Raw genomic sequence first — 20,476 nt, 5'->3', positions numbered from 1 at the left:
TAGGAAAAGAAGATGGGACGTTACTTGGTTCTCGGGCGTTTCACTTCTCGTAGTACGGAAGAGCGGAGGATATTTGTTTAGTTACCCTCAATACAAAACGAAGCGCTCGGGCATTTCGTCGCCATCTTTTCCGAAAAACAAGCAGCGGAGCGCCCGAGCGACGAGCCATGCTTACGCATTCACTTCCTGTTGAGAGGAAACATCAACTACCGTGGTGAGCTTTTTCATTAAGTAATTAAGCAGCACGCCATACATAGGCACAAACAAACCTAAGCTAATGATCAGTTTCACACTGTAATCAACCAAAGCAATTTCGGTCCAATGTTCTGCCATAAATGGATCACTACTCATATAAAAGGCAATAGAGAAAAAGGCGATAGTATCAAGCGCATTACCAAATAGTGTTGAACAGGTTGGCGCCACCCACCATTGTTTCAACTGACGTAAACGGTTAAAAACGTGCACATCCAAAATTTGACCAAGCAAATATGCCATAAAACTAGCAATAGCAATACGGGCAACAAACAGGTTAAACACGCCTAACTGAGCCATTCCTTGGAACTTGCCTTCAAAGAACATCACCGATAATACATAAGAAATCGCTAGTGCTGGCAACATCACCCAGAAGATGATTTTACGTGCCATACCTGCACCAAAAATGCGTACTGTTAGATCCGTCGCTAGGAAGATAAACGGGAAAGTGAATGCGCCCCAAGTGGTGTGCAAACCAAAGATGGTAAAAGGAATTTGGACTAAGTAATTACTCGATGCAATCACCACCAAATGGAAGATAACCAACCAAAACAGTGCTTTATTTTGTTGTTGATTAGTGTATTGAACAGACGAGAACGCCGCCTGCGAAGCAGATTTTAAACGAGTCATATTGTGACCTTTTTTTAATATATGGGGGCGAGGGAACCCATAATTGCAAATGAATAATATTCGATATTTGACTAATTAGTCAGATATTAAGGCGAGCGATTATACAGAAATGATCGCCCAGTTCAACTGTTCGTTTTTCAAACAATATGTTCGGGTCTCGGGTCTCGGGTCTCGGGTCTCGGGTCTCGGGTCTCGGGTCTCGGAAGTTTTCTATTTCCCAACAATCGAAGCAAGCTAAACATTACTGTATTACAAATAAACTCTCCGCTCCCACCAACTAGCCACGAAAAGCGTAGCGTAACGAGACACGAGCAGCGAAGCGATCTGCCCTTAAGCTCTACCCTATTCCCATAGCAAATAATTTCGCTAGATATTGCAGCTCTTCATCTGCTTGATTCGGTGCCATAGCTTCTAACCAGATGGTTTCGGAATAATGTTCAGCACGTAAAAATAACTGACAACCTTCAAAGTCGATTAACCATGAATGCAGATCAGCATCATTTTGCTTTTCAATAATAGAAGCTGATAACAGTTTCACTAGCTCTGAGCCTAAAACTGCAAAGGAGTCATAATCAAACCTAGGGTTAAGCAAGATAACTCGACCGGCCTGTGCATCAAATTCTCTTAAGCTATATTTAGCCATAACCTACCCTTCCCCATTGGTTAAATGTTCTTGGATCACATCTAAAAATGCATCGGCGTATTTTTCTAATTTACGTTGCCCAACCCCATTCACTGCCAGCATTTCACCATAGGAGGTCGGCAGAATATCCGCCATATCAACCAAGGTCGCGTCACTGAATACCACATAAGGCGGCAAGCCATCTTCATCGGCAATCGCTTTACGCAGTTTACGTAACTTGGCAAATAGCTTCTTATCGTAATTTTTAGTCACCAGTTTGTCGTTCTTAGCGGAACGTAGTGCGGTATCTAAACGCGGCACCGCCAGTTCAATCGACATTTCACCGCGTAATAAAGGACGCGCTTCTTCGGTTAGTTGCAAGGTAGAGTTACGGGTGATGTTTTGTGTGAGTAACCCTTTGTGAATCAATTGGCGCATAATGCTTACCCAATAATCATGGCTATGTTCTTTACCAATCCCATAAGTACTGATCTTATCGTGGCCGTTATCGCGTACGCGAATATTCTGCATACCACGCAATACTTCGACGACATAACCAACACCAAAGCTTTGGTTGACTCGATAAACACACGACAACGCTTTTTGCGCCGCTTCTGTGCCATCAAAATGTTTCGGTGGATCTAGGCAGATATCGCAGTTGCCGCACGCTTTGTGGCTATATTCACCAAAGTAATTTAGTAGTACTTGACGACGACAGGTTTGCGCTTCCGCAAAAGCACTCATCGCATTGAGTTTATGGCTTTCCACTTGCTTTTGCGGGCCATCATCTTTTTCGTCCAGCATGCGGCGCAGCCAACCCATATCGGCCGGGTCATATAGCATCACCGCTTCCGCAGGTAAGCCATCACGCCCGGCGCGTCCGGTTTCTTGATAATAAGATTCAATGTTACGCGGAATATCAAAGTGCAGTACGAAGCGCACGTTTGGCTTATTAATGCCCATACCAAACGCTACTGTGGCCACCACGATTTGAATGTCGTCTTTTTGAAAGGCTTCTTGAACATAAGCGCGTTCATCGTTATCCATACCAGCATGATAGCCTGCGGCGCGAATATGGTTATTGCACAACTTTTCCGTCACCATTTCGACTTTTTTACGGCTGCCACAATAAATAATGCCGCATTGCCCTTTTTGGGTCGCAAGGTAGCGGATCACTTGCGAAACCGGCTTATGCTTTTCTAATAAGGTGTAACGAATATTCGGTCGGTCAAAGCTGCCTAAATATTCCAAAGGTTGATTGAGTTGCAGACGAGAAATGATGTCTTTGCGGGTTGCATCATCGGCAGTGGCGGTTAACGCCATTACAGGAACATGAGGAAAACGCTGCTTTAATTGGCCGAGTAGCGCGTATTCAGGGCGAAAATCATGCCCCCATTGAGAAATACAATGCGCTTCATCTACCGCAATCATGCTGATCGAAAGGTGCTCTAATCGTTCACTAAAGTCTCGGCTTAAGATTCGCTCGGGTGAGATGTAAACCATCTTCAATTGACCGTTGTTCATACGGTTATAAACCCGAATCAATTCCTCTCTTTCCATACTGGAATTAATGCATTCTGCCGCCACGCCATTGGCTTTTAATTGGTCGACTTGGTCTTTCATCAAGGAAATTAAAGGGGAAATAACGATGGTGAGACCAGAATGCAATAAAGCGGGAACTTGATAGCACAAAGACTTGCCGCCACCAGTTGGCATAATCACTAAGCTATCTTGTCCAGCAAGCACACTATCGATCACTTCTTGCTGACCAACACGAAAGTGCTGATAACCAAACACATCTTGCAGAGTTTGAGCGGGTGTCGGTGTTGAGTGCGAATGCACTTGTGCAGCGTCAGTGGTGGGCATGCCTATCTCAATACAAAAAGTGAACCTAAAAATCAGCCGCCCATTGTAGTGGGGATCGCAGCTGATTGAAACATGAGGATCGGGCAATTTACTTATTCCCGTAATTCATTAGGTATATTACGGTTTGGATTTTATACTTGCCATTATACCCAAGTGACTTCAAGATGCAGAATTCAGAGCTATCATCCAAACCTTTAGGCAAGGAAGATTGGCGAAGGAATGTAGGCACCTTTCAAACCAATCTGACGCTGTATAAAGGTTTGAATGAAGCTTCCGAAGGGCAAGTTAAAACAAGCTTTATGCTGCGTTAAATTGAACAGAGATAGAATCACTATGATCATATTCAATTTGCCTTGCCTAAAACTTGTTTTAATCTTGCTGAAACTCGCATCTTGAAGTTACTTGGGTATATTTCTAATAATAAAAAGATAAGCCGTTATGGATGATGAATTAAAACGAACTCAGCAAGGCGTGCTACTTGCCGTTCTTGCCTACTTGATGTGGGGAATTGCCCCTATATACTTTAAAGCCCTTGGTGATGTGCCTCCTTTTGAAATCCTTTGTCATCGCATCATTTGGTCTTTTGTTTTTCTTGCGGCATTGCTGTATTTCACTAACGGCTGGCCAACCGTCAAAGAGACATTACGCTCTAAAACCAAGGTCATTTATTTATTGATCACTTCGGTCACGATTGGGGCTAACTGGCTAGTGTTTATTTGGGCAATCAGCATTGGTCATATGCTCGATGCCAGCCTAGGCTATTACATCAATCCGTTATTTAATGTTCTATTAGGCATGATTTTCTTAAGCGAGACGCTACGTAAGCTGCAATGGTTTGCGGTCGCGCTGGCCACCATCGGTGTCCTAGTGCAATTGGTCGTATTTGGCTCAGTGCCAATCATTGCCATTATGCTGGCGCTCACATTTGGTGTGTATGGCTTATTACGTAAAAAGGTCAATTTAGATGCCTTTACTGGGCTATTCATTGAAACCTTAGTACTACTACCTATCGCATTTCTTTACTTGTTTGCTATCGCCGATACTGCAACTAGTCACTTGGGCACCAATACTCTGACACTTAATGTATTACTAATTTCTGCCGGTATTGTCACTACCTTGCCTTTATTATGCTTTGCTGGTGCGGCAGTCCGTCTACGCCTCGCTACTCTAGGTTTTATTCAATACATAGGCCCAAGCTTAATGTTTATCTTGGCGGTGTTTGTATACGACGAAGCCTTTACGGCCGATAAAATTATTACCTTTGCTTGTATTTGGGCAGCCTTAATTGTATTTACTTGGGATGGATTGAAGAACAACTCTAACAATAAGAAGTTGGCAGCGGCGCAAAGAAAGGAAGCGCTAGAGATCGACATTACCAATGAAACGTTGACACAGGATTTAAACCAAACCAATCAACAACGCTAAAAGCCCACAATCTACATGGAATAATTTATGAGACTACCATCACACTATTAAGCAAGGTAGTCTTAACTCTGCAATCGACTATTTAAGTTAATATGCAGACTTACTACCTCACCCTTGTGCGAGATCTCGCACAAATTAGTGAGAAAACTAACATTAACTAATAATAAAAACCGCCCCAAAAAAACACAAACTATTGATAAATAACAACTATAATCAGATTTGTGTTTTTTTTCATGAAATAATTTGAACTCACACCATTGTTCCATGTCGGTTTATGCGTAATATTAACCCCGTCGGAAGGATGCTGACAGGAACAGGAAAGACCCAAGGATTGGTCATCTTCAGGATGAAGATTTGGTTACTTAGGATGAGTAATCAGCATGGAGCAAACGGACATTGAATGGACGCAATCATTACTAGGATGGTAATGACTAAGGAAAGACAATGGACACCTCAGGATTGAGGCATGGAACACACGTCAGGATGATGTGAATGGACACCGCTCATGGAACAAGTGATGCGCGCTAATTAGGATAAATTAGCTGGCTAGGATAAGGCCAAGGACACCGCTAGGATGGCGATGAAAAGGAATAAGCTGAAGGAAACAGCACTGCTATCAAGGATTTGATGCATGGAGCACTTATAGTAGCCGGATTGCTGCGAGTAAGACTATAACCCCGATGGGCTTTTGCCCTCGGGGTTTTTCTTTATTAACGCCTTCTGATACACAAAAAGGCGACCCAATAGGCCGCCTTTTGATTGGAGTGGCTATATTTCTATATAATCACTTAGTCTGCTTTAGGACCTTTTTTGTCCATACGGTCTTTCATTTTTTCCCACTTTTCCATGCACTGTTGGTGTTTTTCACCAGACAGCTTAGTAAATTGTTCTTTTTGCTCAGGCGTCAATACACTAAACATATCATGACGTGATTTAGCCATTTTCACTTGGCCTTCTACACGTTGATTGGCCATATCTTGAGCAAGACTGGTCACTGCCGCTTGATCAAAATCATCCGCCATTACTAACTGTCGCATTTTTTCGTGGCTGGCTTTCATTTCATCTTTATGAGCTTTAAAGCCTTCTTTCATCGCTTGACGATCTTGCTGGCGTAATTCTTTTAACTGATCTTTTTGAGCATCAGTTAAGTCTAATTGTTTCCAAATGCCACGTTCCATTCCCTCACCACATTGCTGATCATGCTTACCGCCATGCTGTTGATTACCATGAGGTGCCGCGAGTGCAGACATAGAACCCAGTACTAACGGTGCAGCAATTAAAACAACAAGAGACTTTTTCATAAATGATTTCATAACACATTACCTTTTTATTATGGATAAGTTGAGCTGCCATTTCTTGGTTAGCGCCCGATAACCAATAGAATAAACCTTGCAATGTAAAAGGGTGTATTGCTTACGTAAAACAATGTAAATCGCTGTCAAATTAGTCGTTTTTATAAATAAAACAGAGATAATGCTATTATTGCACTCGATATCTATCTCTAAATAAGGCCCTTTATGACTCACATTCTATTAGTTGATGATGATACTGAACTCACTGCATTACTTGAGGATATTCTAACGTTAGAAGGCTTTACCATCTCACAAGCACACAATGGTATTGATGGCCTACAAGCCATAGATAACAGTGTTGATCTGATCTTGCTGGATATTATGATGCCAAAAATGAACGGTATGGAAATGCTTAAACAACTAAGGCAGCGGTGGAAGACCCCTGTATTAATGCTGACCGCGAAAGGTGAAGAAGTCGACCGAGTGATTGGCCTTGAGCTCGGTGCTGATGACTACTTACCCAAACCGTTTAGTGATCGTGAATTAATGGCACGCATTCGCGCTATTTTACGTCGTACTCAACCTAATAAACCTGAACCAACAGAAACGAACACGCCTCATGGTTTGCAAGTGTTTCCGGGTAAACAAGAAGCCTACTATCAAGGCACATTATTAGATCTCACCACCACGGAATTTACGTTATTAGAGTACTTTTTAACTCACATGGGTGAATCCATCAGTAAAGAAGATTTAAGCTTAGAGGTACTAGGTAAGCGCCTCAGTCCTTTTGATCGCGCGATTGATATGCATGTGTCGAACTTACGCAAAAAACTTTCTGAGCACCATGAGCAAACCTTAATTAAAACCTTACGAGGGAAAGGTTATCTTATGGTTGAGGATCAATAATGAATTTACCTAAGTTTTCTAGCTTATACGGTCGTATTTTTGCCATATTTTGGCTAACCATGTTATTAGTATTAATTGCAGTGGTTGCCGCCTCTCAACTCGATCCTAGACAACTTCACGATATTCCGGCTGAGCCATTAAAAGAGATGAAGCAAACCGGACAAGAGCTTACTAAAAACTACCAAAATGCTTCTTCACTCAAGCAAGCGATGATGCAAATAAAAATGCACAATATAGATAGAAGCCGTCTCAGTTTCTACTTTACAGACACGAATGATCGTTGGATCAATCCACCTCAAGGAATGAAGCAAAAAGCACTAAATAATTTTATTACCCAATCAGACATGTTAGATAAACCTCAGCAACGTTTGTATGGTCGAACAATGATCGCTGGCCCTGTCCCAGTCGTGATTGCCAAACAAAACTTACACATATACTTCGCTATCCGTTGGCATCAACCGCCACCTTTTTTACTGCAATTACTCGATAGACCGATTCAATTGCTTCTCGTAGTAATGTTAATTAGTACTCCACTATTACTTTGGCTCGCATGGGCATTAAGTAAACCAGCGATGCGCTTAGAGAAAGCGGCGCAAAAAGTCGCTCGTGGAGTGATCGAATACGATCCAGAATTAGAAAAGGGTCCGAGTGAATTTAAACAAGCCGGGGCAAGCTTTAACCAAATGGTCAACGCCATTAACAATAAAACTTCTGAACAGCAGCGATTATTATCTAACATTTCTCATGAACTGCGCTCCCCACTCACCCGTTTAAGAATGGCGAATGCGTTAGCGATCCGCAAACAAGGTGAAAGCTCAGAACTGACTCGCATTGATACTGAAGCGGAACGATTGGAGCTAATGATTAATGAACTATTAGAACTATCTCGCCAACAAATCGATGCCCATCAAATTCACCAAAATATCTCAGTGCAAGAGCTTTGGGGAGAAACTATCGAAGACGGTATATTTGAAGCTGAGCAACAACAGAAAACGCTGATTTGTAAATCAATTCCCAACACACATATCACCGGAAACCCTAACTTGCTGATTAGTGCAGTCGAAAATGTCATACGCAATGCGATTCGATATTGCGACCAATCGGTTTGGGTGACTTTTAGCCGACAACATGATGGGCTGACCATTTTGATTGAAGATGATGGCGAAGGGGTTGATGACAGTGAACTTGATGCAATCTTCCGACCTTTTTATCGTGTCTCTACCGCGCGTGATAGGTACAGTGGTGGCGCAGGATTAGGCCTAGCGATCACCCATAATGTCATCATGCAGCATAATGGTCATATTCATGCTTCACGTAGTCAACATGGTGGCCTTGCGGTAGCGCTAATTTTACCTATCGATTTATGATCGAGGACTGGTATTATATACCCCAAGTCACCCATTAACGGTATCAGCACTATGTTCGACATTGCTTTATTTGAACCAGAAATCGCTCCTAACACTGGCAACATTATTCGTTTATGTGCCAACTGTGGCGCTAACTTGCACCTAATCGAACCACTAGGTTTTGATTTAGAAGAAAAGAAAGTGCGCCGTGCTGGTCTGGATTATCATGATTTAGCACGTGTTAAACGTCATAAAGATTATGCAGCCTTTATTGAATATCTAGAGCAAGAAAAAGGTGATAACTACCGTATTTTTGCTTGTACTACCAAAACGACTGGTCATCATGTGGATGCAAAATTTAAACAAGGTGATGTTTTATTATTTGGCCCAGAAACCCGTGGCCTACCTGCTGACACAATTGAAGCGCTACCAATGGAACAACGAATTCGTATTCCTATGATGCCAGACAGCCGTAGTTTGAATCTATCCAACGCCGTCGCAATTATTGCTTTTGAAGCCTGGAGACAAATGGGGTTTGAAGGGGCGGTTTAAAAACGAGGCTCGTATCTTGAGCGCTACGCTTCTCGGTTTTCGACCGAGCAACGATAAGCGTAGCGCACGAGAGCCTAGACACGAAATCTACCTATCTATCCTCTTATCTTCATCGGCTTTCTTTTCAAACTCGCCTTCAAACACATCCCCTTGCTGATCATGCTCTGAAGTATTAAATGGATTTTCACCATGAAACTGCGATGAAGAATGGAACTGAGCCGAAGAGCTAACTTTGACTCGCTGCATGAGTTGTTTAGCAATCCAAGCACGTGGAGCTGGCAATAATACCAACATACCGAGTGCGTCCGTCATAAAGCCGGGAGTCAGTAGTAATACCCCTGATACCGCTAACATGACGCCTTCAATAATTTGCTGCGCCGGCAGTTCACCTTGCTGCATGCGTGATTGCACTGACATCAAAGTTTGGATGCCTTGGCTACGCACCAAAGATGCCCCGACGAAAGCGGTCAATAACACAATCGCGATAGTCGGCCATAAGCCAATTAAATCACCGACTTGAATAAACAACGCAATCTCAATGATCGGAACACAAATAAATAAAATAACTAAAATCGGAAACACAAACACCTCCAGAATTAATATCTCCAGTGTATGCTTTCCCACTTCATACAACAAATGTTAACCATCTCAAAACGTAACGATTACCAATAAAGTTACAACTTACCTACAATTTATTTGCAAACAGACAGAAACTCTTATTAAGATGCAATTGTACGATGAAAAGTTTGATCTATGATCTATTCTTACACCCATAAAGGGGTATGATTGCATCGTCAAAGATAAGCCATCTGTATGCAGTGAATGGATTCTAGCAACGTAGGCAAAGATATTTTTTATTAGTGTTCCATGCTTATAGGATCCATCCAATGACTACATTAACTATTGAAACACCTGTACAACAATTCCGTATTGAAGAAGACTTACTAGGTACTCGTGAAGTACCTACTGAAGCGTATTACGGCATCCACACTATCCGTGCAATCGAAAACTTTAATATCTCCAATACAACTATTTCTGACGTACCTGAATTTGTACGCGGTATGGTTATGACTAAAAAAGCGGCCGCATTAGCCAACAAAGAAATTGGCGTATTACCAGCCGATATCAGTGACTACATTATTCAAGCCTGTGACGTAATTCTAAATACAGGCAAGTGTATGGATCAATTCCCGTCAGACGTTTTCCAAGGTGGTGCAGGTACTTCAGTTAACATGAATACTAACGAAGTTATCGCCAACTTAGCACTTGAGTTAATGGGTAAAGAAAAGGGGGAATATGACTTCATCAACCCAAATGACCACGTAAACAAGAGTCAATCAACGAATTGTGCTTACCCAACAGGTTTCCGTATTTCTGTTTACAGCAGCATGATGAAAACCATTGAAGCGGTTAAGTACTTAAAAGAAGCCTTTAATAATAAAAGCGCTGAATATAACACTGTGCTCAAAATGGGTCGTACTCAGTTACAAGATGCGGTTCCAATGACAGTAGGCCAAGAATTCCACGCTTGGTCTGTAACGCTAAATGAAGAAGTACGTAACTTACAATACATCTCTAAGTTATTACTGGAAGTAAACTTAGGTGCAACTGCTATTGGTACTGGCTTGAACGCTGCACCAGAGTATCAAGCATTAGCCGTTAAACACTTATCTGAAGTAACCGGTTTTGAATGCGTTCCAGCGGAAGATTTAATCGAAGCGACATCTGACTGTGGTGCTTATGTGATGGCACACGGCGCACTAAAACGCCTTGCGGTTAAACTGTCTAAAATCTGTAACGACCTACGTCTATTGTCTTCTGGCCCTCGCGCTGGCTTAAATGAAATCAACCTACCTGAACTACAAGCGGGTTCTTCAATTATGCCTGCTAAAGTAAACCCAGTAATTCCAGAAGTCGTAAACCAAGTGTGCTTTAAAGTACTAGGTAATGATACCGCGCTTTCTTTTGCGGCTGAAGGGGGTCAATTACAGTTAAACGTAATGGAACCTGTGATTGCACAATGTATGTTTGAATCACTAGAAATCCTGAAAAATGCTTGTGTTAACTTACGTGACAAGTGTATCGACGGCATTACTGTGAACAAAGAAGTGTGTGAAGCATACGTGTTCAACTCTATCGGTATCGTGACTTACCTAAACCCATATATTGGCCACCACCAAGGTGACATCGTGGGTAAAATCTGCGCCGAAACAGGTAAGAGCGTACGTGAAATCGTACTAGATCGCGGCTTGCTAACCGAAGAGCAATTAGACGAAATCTTCTCTCCTGAAAACCTAATGCATCCTCAATACAAAGCGAAACGTTATAACTAATTATTGTCAATCAAATATACCCAAGTGACTTGGGTATAAAGGGAACGTTTAACGTTCCCTTTATTTCAACTTTGATTAGGAAATTAACGTGCATTGTGGATTTTTGTCGTGTTTTTAAATCTACACCCCAGGTTAATTTTTTAGACTTTAAAAAAGGTAACAACATGTTATTACAACTTTTAATTGTATTACTCTTTATCTACCTCGGGGCGAGGATTGGTGGTATCGGTATTGGTTTTGCCGGTGGTGCCGGTGTTATTGTACTTACTACTATCTTTGGCTTAGATGCAGGTGCGATTCCTATTGATGTCATTTTAATTATTGCATCGGTCATCTCAGCAATTGCCGCGATGCAAATCGCTGGCGGTATGGATTGGTTAGTGCAGTTAGCGGAACAATTTTTACGTAAAAATCCAAAACGCATTACTTTTTACGCTCCGATTGTCACTTACTTTATGACGCTACTTGCCGGTACAGGTCACACCGCATTCTCTACCTTACCAATTATTGCTGAAGTCGCGAAAGAACAAGGTGTTCGTCCATCTCGCCCACTTTCTATTGCGGTTATTGCTTCACAAATCGCAATTACGGCGTCTCCAATTTCAGCAGCGGTAGTTTTCTTCTCAGGATTATTAAAACCATTTGGCGTAAGCTACTTAACGCTGTTAGCGGTTTGTATTCCAACCACCTTTATTGCTTGTATGATTGGCGCATTTATAGCGAACTTCCTAGGTTGTGAATTAAAAGATGACCCTGAATATCAAGATCGTATGGCAAAAGGGTTAATCAAACTTAAAGGCCAACAAAAACGAGAAAAAGCGACTGGAACAGCAAAGTTATCGGTCTACATTTTCTGTCTAGCGATTGTTTGTGTGGTAACCTATGCAACATTAATTTCACCAACAGTTGGTGTGATTACTCATCCACATATTGTACTAACTCAAGCAATCATGGCATTAATGCTAACCGCAGCGGCCGCGATTGTGTTGCTATGTAAAGTCGACGCTTCTAACATTGCTTCTGCGCCAACTTTCCGTTCAGGTATGAGTGCGTGTATCTGTGTACTTGGTGTAGCGTGGCTAGGCGATACTTTTGTATCAGCGCACATTATTGAAATCAAACACTTCGCGGGTGACTTACTAGAACAATACCCATGGATGCTAGCCATTACGCTGTTCTTCGCTTCTATGTTGCTATACTCACAAGGCGCAACTACAACAGCATTAATGCCTGCTGCTCTAGCAGTAGGTGTTGCACCATTGACTGCAATTGCATCTTTTGCAGCAGTAAGTGCGTTATTTGTTCTTCCAACTTACCCGACACTATTAGCGGCGGTTGAAATGGATGACACAGGTTCAACTCGTATTGGTAAACTAGTGTTTAACCATCCGTTTATGATTCCAGGCGTTATCACTATTGCAACGTCAGTGGTTCTAGGTTTTGTATTTGGTGGCTTCTTGCTGTAATTAAAACCATAACATCACACCAAAAAAACGAGTCTACGGGCTCGTTTTTTATTACTTAAGGTTTTCCCTTAACTGAAACTCGCATCTTGAAGTTACTTGGGTATATACTCGCACAATGAAACCAAAACCACTTTTGTGTGGTCTGATGCTGAGATCCTTCTTTTATACTGACACTTTAAATCGGAAATTGAACTTTTATGGCTGCCATTCGTTGCTTATTTACGTTGCTCGTTAGCTTATTTATTGGTTTTACGACTACCGCTCAAGCGGCCAATTTTGACTCGGTACAGGCGCCTTTAGCCAATTTCACCAATTCAGCTACGCCCGGTACCAACAATCAATTCGTACCTGTTGATCAGGCGTTCCCATTCAATTTCATTCAACAAGACGACACGGTTACCCTAGATTGGCAAATCAAACCGGGCTACTACCTGTATCGTGAGCGTTTTTCTTTCCAAGCTAACAAGGCAAAAATGGGCGAAGCCAAGATCCCAGAAGGGACTTTTCATTCCGATGAATATTTTGGTAATGTGCATATTTTCACCGAGCCAGTCAGTGTTGAAATACCATTAAAAAGCGTTGCCGATAACGGTGAACTGATCGTCCAATATCAAGGTTGTGCCACCACAGGTTTTTGCTATCCACCAGAAACGCGCATCGTCCCTTTAGATCCAATAGGGCCACTAGATCAAACTGGCCAAGCTCCTAAGGCAACAACATCTAACTCAACAACCAGTAGCTCTCAAATCACAGACAGTAACCAGGCAACAAAAAGCCAGCTTCAAGTTACTCAGGCGACTCAACTTACCACCAGTACCAATTCTGCAGACAGCAATATTGCCTCTCAATTGGCAGAACACTGGTGGACACCATTATTATTCTTACTACTCGGTATTGGTTTAGCTTTTACTCCATGTGTACTACCAATGTACCCAATTTTAACCGGCATCGTACTTGGTGGTGGTCGTTTAACAGCCAAGAAAGCGTTTAAATTATCTTTCATCTACGTACAAGGCATGGCACTAACCTACATGCTACTTGGCTTAGTAGTGGCTTCTTTGGGCGTGCAATTCCAAGCCGCCTTGCAAGCACCTGTAGTATTAATTAGCTTAAGTATTATATTTGTATTGCTGTCACTGTCGATGTTTGGCCTCTACACCATTCAACTACCGAGTCGCCTACAAACTTGGCTCAATGAACAAAGCAATAAACAACAAGGCGGTAATTTCGCTGGGGTGTTTATTATGGGCGTGATCTCCGGTTTAGTGTGTTCGCCTTGCACTACCGCGCCACTTTCTGGCGCATTATTGTACGTGGCGCAAAGTGGCGATCTACTGACTGGTGCAATTGCGCTGTATGCCTTAGCAATTGGCATGGGCATTCCACTGATCATCGTCGCGGTGTTTGGTAATAAATTACTACCAAAAGCGGGCGAGTGGATGAATCGAGTAAAGGTATTGTTTGGCTTTATCCTACTGGCGGCACCGATCTTCTTACTAGAACGCATCTTGCCAGAAATTTGGACACAAGGATTATGGATCACCCTCGGGCTCATCAGCTTTGCTTGGCTATACCATGTTAAACAAAGCATGCAGCAAGCGAGTTGGCAGCAAAGTCTTATTGGAATCGTGGCGATTCTGGGCTTAGTGTTCTCGGCGTATTTCGGCTTACAAACCGCAGGAGTGATTAACTCAGGACAAAATCATACGCAATCATCACAAACTGATATCGCCTTTACCCGTATCTCAACGGTAAGCGAACTAGATCAACAACTCGCCCAAGCCAAAGCCGCCAATAAACCGGTGATGTTTGATTTCTATGCCGACTGGTGTGTCGCATGTAAAGAGTTCGAAAAATACACCTTTCACGCACCCAAAGTCGCTAATGAGTTGGCTAATTTTGTCTTAATTCAAGCCGATGTTACCGCGGCGACACCAGATGATATTGCTTTGATGGAGAAAATGAAGGTACTCGGCCTGCCGACCATTGAATTTTGGGATGCTCAAGGTGAACATATTCCACAAGCTCGTATTGCTGGTTTTATGAATGCAGATAACTTCTCTCAACATTTAAAGCAAAACCACTTGCTGTAGAGCGTTAAGCTAGACAAAAGTCGGATATGGTTCAGACTTTTGCCTTTGCTCAGTTGAGAGATGGAGTAAACAGGTTGATAATGAATGCATTGTTACTTCAACAGTGAACTTATTGTCATGGATTCGACATACAACATTATCATTGCAGATGATCATCCACTCTTTCGTAACGCCCTATTTCAATCAATTCATATGGCGGTGAGTGGCGCCAACTTACATGAGGCCGACTCTCTCGATGCGTTATTGGCATTAATTAAGAAAGTCGATGAACCCGATCTTTTATTACTTGATCTGAAAATGCCCGGCTCAAATGGCATGTCAGGGTTAATCCACCTACGTTCTGAATATCCAGATTTACCGATTGTGGTGATTTCCGCCAGCGAAGAATCTAGCGTCGTCAGTCAAGTAAAAAGCCACGGCGCGTTTGGTTTTATTCCAAAATCCAGCGATATGCGCGAACTGAACAGCGCGCTCAACCAAGTACTCAATGGTGATCCGTTCTTCCCTGAAGGACTTATTCAAAACAATGACGCTTGTAACGAGATCAGCCAAAAACTGGCCGCCTTAACCCCTCAACAATATAAAGTATTAGGCATGTTGTCAGACGGCTTACTTAACAAACAAATTGCTTATGAATTGAATGTCTCAGAAGCGACGATTAAAGCGCATATGACCGCCATATTCCGTAAGCTAGACGTTAAAAACCGGACTCAAGCTGTTATCTTGTTGCAACAGTTGGAAACAGAAAATTAATCATTACAAGCCATTATTCGCGATCAATAAAATGTATCAATAGCAAAAATATGATACATTTTATTGGTCGCTTTCTTTTTTCTCTTTAGCAACAAAAAGTGAACCCTCATTCACAGTCCTCTGCTAATTCACCCCCGACTAAGCGACATATCGAGATAATTTAGCGACTCGATGTACTTTAATGCTAACGCCATTAATCAAAGAGTGCCTTGCATGTTTATAATTGACCAACTTATCTTACTCGCCGCCATTTTAATTGCCTTTGGTATCCTCTCAAGCAAGGTTTCTGCACGTTTAGGCTTACCAGTATTGGTAATGTTTCTGATTGTTGGCATGCTAGCGGGAGAAGATGGTCCCGGTGGCATTGATTTTGATAATGCTCTTATCGCCCATTCATTAGGTACCTTAGCGTTAGCAGTCATCTTGTTTGATGGTGGCTTAAACACTCCGATGGCATCGATTAAATCAGTCTGGAAACCCGCCTCTTTATTAGCCACGCTCGGAGTTTTGTTCACATCTGCAATAACGGGCTTTGCTGCCGCTTACATTCTTGATATTCCTTTAATTTATGGCTTATTGATTGGTGCTATTGTCGGTTCAACGGATGCTGCTGCGGTCTTCTCTTTATTAAGAAATGCTGGCATTCATATCAACCCTAAACTCAAATCAACCTTGGAAATAGAAAGTGCAACCAATGACCCGATGGCGATCTTTCTCACCGTTGGGCTCTTAGAGATAATTGTCAATGGATTAGAGCCAGGCACAGGCTTACTTATGCTCTTCATCCAACAAATCGGCATAGGCTCTGTTGTCGGTCTTGCATGTGGGTGGTTATCTGTTCGATTAATTAATCATATCAATTTAACGACGTCCGGCTTGTACCCCGTCATGGTAGCGGCTCTAGGCTTATTATCATTTGGAATTAGTGCAAATTTAGGTGGAAGTGGATTTTTATCTATTTTCATTACAGGCGTAGTAATTGGTAATAGTCGTTTTGTCTTCCAACGCAGTACTTTTTTATTCCATGATGGATTAGCTTGGTTGGGCCAAATCTGCATGTTTATGATATTAGGACTACTTATCACGCCATCATCACTACTCGATGTTTGGTTTGAAGGCTTAATGATTGCAGTGGTTTTAATATTAATTGCTAGACCAATTTCCATTTTACCGGTATTAAAACCTTTTGGTTTCAACTTACGAGAAATTACATTGGTTTCTTGGGTTGGATTACGAGGCTCGGTACCCATCATCCTTGCTATTTATCCTTTGATGTATGGGGTACCTGATGCTGGGTTAATTTTTAATGTGGTGTTTTTCGTCGTATTTATTTCGGCTACCATACAAGGTTCAACTTTACCTCTAATGGCTCGACGATTAGGTTTAACAGAACCTGCACCATCAACCCCCACAGCAACATTAGAAATCACCACCTTAGGTGACGTCGATGCTGAAATTGTTGAATATAGACTCGGAAAAGACTCAAGGATAGCCGGACGTCGTTTATCTCAAATGGCACTTCCTGATGGCACCGTTGTCGCCATGATAACGAGAGGTAAACAAGTCATCCCACCTCGTGGTTCCACATTAATATTGGCAGAGGATCATCTATTTATCATGATGAAGCCTAATGTTAGAGATTTTGTTGACCTTATTTGTTCGAGCGCAGATGAGACGCCAATAGAAAGCTTACCTAAACATGAACTATGCTTGAAAGGATTTACTAAAATAGGTGATATACACCATTCTTACGGTATCGATTTACCCGCAGAGCACCATCTCTCTTTAAATGAATTATTAATGCAATCATTTGATGGTATCCCTATTCGTGATGCTGCAAAGGAATTTGGTAATGTCACATTGTTTATTCGAGATATTATTGATCAGCGAATCACCACGGTCGGAATTGTCATCACCCCAAAAGAGTCACTTTAACTCTTAATATCACGAAGGAGCCATCTTGATCAGCGTTTTAATTACTCAATTTGTCGTATTATGGGCCGTCATTGATCCCGTTGGTACCGTGCCGATTTATCTATCTCAAACTCAAGGACTGACTACCAAGCAAAAACGCTTAGTTGCCCTAAAAGCCGTCGCTATTGCAACCGGTGTATTATTATTCTTTTTAGTGATGGGGCAGATCTTACTAGAAGCGATGCAGATTCCATTGCCAGCCTTCCAAGCTGCTGGTGGATTAGTCTTATTACTATTCGCTTTAAGTATGATTTTTGGTGAAGGAAAACCGGCACAAGAAGCAAAGTTAACTCAAGATCTTAATCGTTCGGATCTGGCAAATTTAGCGGTTTATCCATTGGCGATTCCCTCAATTGCGTCTCCAGGGGCGATGATGGCGATTGTGCTGTTAACGGACAACAATAGAAATTCGATTATCGACCAAAGCTTAACTGCCGGTGTTATGGTTCTGGTATTATTATCAACGTTAGCCTTATTGATTGGCGCGACAGGCATTCATAAAATTATAGGTAATGTCGGTGCGGCAATTATTAGCCGAGTGATGGGGTTAATCTTAGCGGCTGTTGCGGTGAACAATTTACTCTTGGGCGTGAAAAACTTCTATTTTAATTAAGCTCGCTTCCCGCTGACGTTTCCTTATTAGACCTTAGACTAACCTTATTAGACCTTAGCCTAGCCCTAACCAAGAGCTAGGCTAAATTATTCCAACCCATCTCACAAAAAAGCCGCTAAGGTCTTAATTTTCCACTATTCCTGCCCGACTAAAGTTGAAAAGCTCCTGATAAATTCTGCTGCTATTGTCCTTGTGTAACGTTTTATTAACAAATGGTTTTGTCATTTTTTGACGAAAATAATTAAGTAAAACAAAAGGAGAATGGCCATGGCGTTTGAATCTGACAAACATGCCCAAGCCTACTGGAAGGAAAATCTAGGCATTATGGCGACACTACTGACTATTTGGTTCGTGGTGTCTTACTGTGCAGGCATTTTATTTGTCGATGCACTTAATACCATCCAATTTGCAGGATTCAAATTGGGATTTTGGTTTGCACAGCAAGGGTCCATTTATACCTTCGTGGTGTTGATCTTCGTGTATGTCGTTCGCATGAATGCGCTTGATAAAAAATACAGTGTACAAGAAGACTAAGAGGCTAATATATGGATATTCAAATTTGGACGTTTATTCTCGTCGGTATCACATTTGCAGTGTATATCGGCATTGCAATTTGGGCACGGGCTGGTTCAACCAGTGAGTTCTATGTCGCCGGTGGTGGAGTTCACCCGGTTGCTAATGGTATGGCGACGGCTGCCGACTGGATGTCAGCGGCATCATTCATTTCAATGGCAGGTATCATTTCTTTTGCCGGCTACGATGGTTCAGTTTACTTAATGGGTTGGACTGGTGGTTACGTATTATTAGCACTTTGTTTAGCCCCTTATTTACGTAAATTCGGCAAGTTCACGGTCCCTGATTTTATCGGTGATCGTTACTACTCACGTACCGCACGCTTAGTGGCCATCTTCTGTGCCATCTTTGTGTCGTTCACTTATGTGGCAGGCCAAATGCGTGGTGTAGGTGTAGTTTTTGCGCGCTTCTTAGAAGTCGACATTAACCTAGGTATCATCATTGGTATGACGATTGTATTCTTCTATGCGGTATTAGGCGGCATGAAAGGCATAACCTATACTCAGGTAGCACAATTCTGCGTACTGATTTTTGCTTTCCTTGTTCCGGCAGTATTCACCTCTATTATGATGACTGGTCATGTGTTCCCACAAATCGGTATGGGTTCAACAATCTCAGGCTCTGATGTATACCTAATGGATCGTTTAGAAGGGTTAACACAAGAATTAGGCTTTAACTCCTATGTAGATGGTTCGAAAAGTACGGTCGATATCTTCTTCATTACCGCAGCATTAATGGTGGGTACAGCAGGTTTACCACACGTAATTATTCGTTTCTTTACTGTACCTAAAGTGAAAGATGCTCGAATCTCTGCAGGTTGGGCACTTTTGTTCATCTCGCTACTTTATACAACGGCTCCAGCTGTCGCATCATTTGCTCGCGTAAACTTGATTGAAACAATCAACGGCCCAGATCAACAAGGTGTTACCGTTGAAAATGCCCCAAGCTGGTATAACAACTGGGAAAGCACTGGTCTTGTTTCTTGGGAAGACAAAAATGGCGATGGAAAAATGTTCTACTCTGGCGATGAGCGTAATGAGATGAACATCAACCGTGACATCATCGTACTGGCTTCTCCAGAGCTGGCCAAATTACCCAACTGGGTAGTAGCACTACTAGCAGCGGGTGGTCTAGCAGCCGCACTATCGACAGCAGCAGGCTTACTATTGGTCATATCGACCTCAATCTCTCATGATTTACTGAAGAAAGAGCTCAAGCCTAATATGACCGATAAACAAGAACTATTATTTGCTCGAGGGGCCGCAGCACTAGCGGTAATTGGTGCTGGTTACTTAGGCATTAATCCACCAGGCTTTGTGGCACAGGTGGTAGCCTTTGCCTTCGGCTTAGCAGCAGCATCCTTCTTCCCAGCCATCATCTTAGGTATTTTCTATAAGAAGATGAACAAGGAAGGTGCGATTGCCGGTATGGTGACAGGTATTACCTTTACTGCTGCTTACATCATTTACTTCAAGTTCGTAAACCCTGCGGCAAGCACACCTGACAACTGGTTCTTCGGCATCAGCCCAGAAGGTATCGGTACGCTAGGTATGTGTCTGAACTTCGTAGTATCAATTGTGGTGAACAAGTTCACGGCTGAAGTACCAAAAGAGGTACAAGATATGGTTGAGTCAATCCGCTTCCCGAAAGGCGCAGGTGAAGCTCATAACCACTAAAACTTAAATCAAATAGCCTAAGTGAAACAAAGCCCGAAGCGTATATATTCTTCGGGCTTTTGGTTGCTTTAAAGGCATTAATTAATATTGATAGCTGTCATCCT

General features: G+C 42.3%; 17 protein-coding genes. 12 read left to right on the top strand and 5 right to left on the bottom strand.

Features of this window, described 5'->3' with window-relative positions; all coding sequences use genetic code 11:
- Nucleotides 1-171 precede the first annotated feature (171 nt).
- The 3 genes from ACN0T8_RS05045 to recQ form a co-directional block, all read right to left on the bottom strand.
- On the bottom strand, nt 172-882 hold the full coding sequence (locus ACN0T8_RS05045; protein ID WP_417879569.1) for a 7-cyano-7-deazaguanine/7-aminomethyl-7-deazaguanine transporter: 711 nt from the start codon (nt 880-882) through the stop codon (nt 172-174).
- A 337-nt stretch (nt 883-1,219) separates the two neighbouring features.
- Nucleotides 1,220-1,525 carry a DUF3630 family protein gene (locus ACN0T8_RS05040; protein ID WP_417879568.1) on the bottom strand — a complete coding sequence of 102 codons (306 nt, stop codon included), beginning with the start codon at nt 1,523-1,525 and terminating at the stop codon, nt 1,220-1,222.
- A 3-nt stretch (nt 1,526-1,528) separates the two neighbouring features.
- Nucleotides 1,529-3,370, bottom strand: a complete 1,842-nt coding sequence (gene recQ / locus ACN0T8_RS05035) for an ATP-dependent DNA helicase RecQ (protein ID WP_417879567.1) — start codon at nt 3,368-3,370, stop codon at nt 1,529-1,531.
- A gap of 438 nt (nt 3,371-3,808) precedes the next feature.
- Here recQ and rarD point away from each other — a divergent pair, with 438 nt between their 5' ends.
- The gene (gene rarD, locus ACN0T8_RS05030; protein WP_417879566.1) at nt 3,809-4,795 is read left to right on the top strand and encodes an EamA family transporter RarD; all 987 of its coding nucleotides are present in this window, start codon (nt 3,809-3,811) and stop codon (nt 4,793-4,795) included.
- A gap of 788 nt (nt 4,796-5,583) precedes the next feature.
- On the opposite strand, the gene ACN0T8_RS05025 is transcribed toward rarD, so the two are convergent.
- Entirely contained in the window at nt 5,584-6,096 is a 513-nt protein-coding gene (locus ACN0T8_RS05025; RefSeq protein ID WP_417879565.1) for a CpxP family protein, read from the bottom strand.
- Between the two features lie 216 nt (nt 6,097-6,312).
- Here ACN0T8_RS05025 and ACN0T8_RS05020 point away from each other — a divergent pair, with 216 nt between their 5' ends.
- From ACN0T8_RS05020 to trmL, 3 genes are read left to right on the top strand one after another with little or no spacing between them, the layout of a single operon-like run.
- Complete coding sequence (locus ACN0T8_RS05020) at nt 6,313-6,993, top strand: response regulator (protein WP_417879564.1); 681 nt, start codon at nt 6,313-6,315, stop codon at nt 6,991-6,993.
- The gene (gene cpxA, locus ACN0T8_RS05015; protein ID WP_417879563.1) at nt 6,993-8,360 is read left to right on the top strand and encodes an envelope stress sensor histidine kinase CpxA; all 1,368 of its coding nucleotides are present in this window, start codon (nt 6,993-6,995) and stop codon (nt 8,358-8,360) included. The genes ACN0T8_RS05020 and cpxA overlap by 1 nt, the downstream gene beginning before the upstream one ends.
- A 51-nt stretch (nt 8,361-8,411) precedes the next feature.
- Nucleotides 8,412-8,891 (top strand): tRNA (uridine(34)/cytosine(34)/5-carboxymethylaminomethyluridine(34)-2'-O)-methyltransferase TrmL, encoded by a 480-nt coding sequence (gene trmL, locus ACN0T8_RS05010; RefSeq protein ID WP_417879562.1) that lies wholly within the window; start codon nt 8,412-8,414, stop codon nt 8,889-8,891.
- A gap of 87 nt (nt 8,892-8,978) precedes the next feature.
- Here trmL and ACN0T8_RS05005 read toward each other — a convergent pair whose 3' ends face one another.
- Complete coding sequence (locus tag ACN0T8_RS05005) at nt 8,979-9,473, bottom strand: FxsA family protein (protein WP_417879561.1); 495 nt, start codon at nt 9,471-9,473, stop codon at nt 8,979-8,981.
- Between the two features lie 305 nt (nt 9,474-9,778).
- Here ACN0T8_RS05005 and aspA point away from each other — a divergent pair, with 305 nt between their 5' ends.
- The 8 genes from aspA to ACN0T8_RS04965 all read left to right on the top strand — a co-directional run bounded on the left by aspA (nt 9,779) and on the right by ACN0T8_RS04965 (nt 20,372).
- On the top strand, nt 9,779-11,224 hold the full coding sequence (gene aspA / locus ACN0T8_RS05000) for an aspartate ammonia-lyase (RefSeq protein ID WP_417879560.1): 1,446 nt from the start codon (nt 9,779-9,781) through the stop codon (nt 11,222-11,224).
- Between the two features lie 164 nt (nt 11,225-11,388).
- Nucleotides 11,389-12,690 carry an anaerobic C4-dicarboxylate transporter gene (locus ACN0T8_RS04995; protein WP_417879559.1) on the top strand — a complete coding sequence of 434 codons (1,302 nt, stop codon included), beginning with the start codon at nt 11,389-11,391 and terminating at the stop codon, nt 12,688-12,690.
- A gap of 206 nt (nt 12,691-12,896) precedes the next feature.
- On the top strand, nt 12,897-14,783 hold the full coding sequence (locus ACN0T8_RS04990; RefSeq protein ID WP_417879712.1) for a protein-disulfide reductase DsbD: 1,887 nt from the start codon (nt 12,897-12,899) through the stop codon (nt 14,781-14,783).
- Nucleotides 14,784-14,900: 117 nt separating this feature from the next.
- Entirely contained in the window at nt 14,901-15,536 is a 636-nt protein-coding gene (locus ACN0T8_RS04985) for a response regulator (RefSeq protein WP_417879558.1), read from the top strand.
- 213 nt (nt 15,537-15,749) lie between these two features.
- Nucleotides 15,750-17,471, top strand: a complete 1,722-nt coding sequence (locus tag ACN0T8_RS04980; RefSeq protein WP_417879557.1) for a potassium/proton antiporter — start codon at nt 15,750-15,752, stop codon at nt 17,469-17,471.
- A 25-nt stretch (nt 17,472-17,496) separates the two neighbouring features.
- A complete protein-coding gene (locus tag ACN0T8_RS04975; protein WP_417879556.1) occupies nt 17,497-18,123 on the top strand; it encodes a MarC family protein in 627 nt (208 codons plus the stop codon).
- Nucleotides 18,124-18,390: 267 nt separating this feature from the next.
- Nucleotides 18,391-18,657: a DUF4212 domain-containing protein gene (locus ACN0T8_RS04970; RefSeq protein ID WP_417879555.1), complete on the top strand. Its 267-nt coding sequence runs from the start codon at nt 18,391-18,393 to the stop codon at nt 18,655-18,657.
- An 11-nt stretch (nt 18,658-18,668) separates the two neighbouring features.
- Nucleotides 18,669-20,372 (top strand): sodium:solute symporter family protein, encoded by a 1,704-nt coding sequence (locus tag ACN0T8_RS04965; protein ID WP_417879554.1) that lies wholly within the window; start codon nt 18,669-18,671, stop codon nt 20,370-20,372.
- The last annotated feature ends 104 nt before the right edge of the window (nt 20,373-20,476 follow it).

This window comes from Vibrio sp. (assembly GCF_048266485.1).
Lineage (GTDB): Bacteria > Pseudomonadota > Gammaproteobacteria > Enterobacterales > Vibrionaceae > Vibrio.
Note: the sequence above shows the minus strand (reverse complement) of the source record. Positions and strands in the feature narration are given on the sequence as shown.

Coding starts and splice junctions, on each gene's coding strand:
- ACN0T8_RS05045 (WP_417879569.1), bottom strand. CDS start 882: ATGACTCGTTTAAAATCTGCTTCGCAGGCGGCGTTCTCGTCTGTTCAA.
- ACN0T8_RS05040 (WP_417879568.1), bottom strand. CDS start 1,525: ATGGCTAAATATAGCTTAAGAGAATTTGATGCACAGGCCGGTCGAGTT.
- recQ (WP_417879567.1), bottom strand. CDS start 3,370: ATGCCCACCACTGACGCTGCACAAGTGCATTCGCACTCAACACCGACA.
- rarD (WP_417879566.1), top strand. CDS start 3,809: ATGGATGATGAATTAAAACGAACTCAGCAAGGCGTGCTACTTGCCGTT.
- ACN0T8_RS05025 (WP_417879565.1), bottom strand. CDS start 6,096: ATGAAAAAGTCTCTTGTTGTTTTAATTGCTGCACCGTTAGTACTGGGT.
- ACN0T8_RS05020 (WP_417879564.1), top strand. CDS start 6,313: ATGACTCACATTCTATTAGTTGATGATGATACTGAACTCACTGCATTA.
- cpxA (WP_417879563.1), top strand. CDS start 6,993: ATGAATTTACCTAAGTTTTCTAGCTTATACGGTCGTATTTTTGCCATA.
- trmL (WP_417879562.1), top strand. CDS start 8,412: ATGTTCGACATTGCTTTATTTGAACCAGAAATCGCTCCTAACACTGGC.
- aspA (WP_417879560.1), top strand. CDS start 9,779: ATGACTACATTAACTATTGAAACACCTGTACAACAATTCCGTATTGAA.
- ACN0T8_RS04995 (WP_417879559.1), top strand. CDS start 11,389: ATGTTATTACAACTTTTAATTGTATTACTCTTTATCTACCTCGGGGCG.
- ACN0T8_RS04985 (WP_417879558.1), top strand. CDS start 14,901: ATGGATTCGACATACAACATTATCATTGCAGATGATCATCCACTCTTT.
- ACN0T8_RS04980 (WP_417879557.1), top strand. CDS start 15,750: ATGTTTATAATTGACCAACTTATCTTACTCGCCGCCATTTTAATTGCC.
- ACN0T8_RS04970 (WP_417879555.1), top strand. CDS start 18,391: ATGGCGTTTGAATCTGACAAACATGCCCAAGCCTACTGGAAGGAAAAT.
- ACN0T8_RS04965 (WP_417879554.1), top strand. CDS start 18,669: ATGGATATTCAAATTTGGACGTTTATTCTCGTCGGTATCACATTTGCA.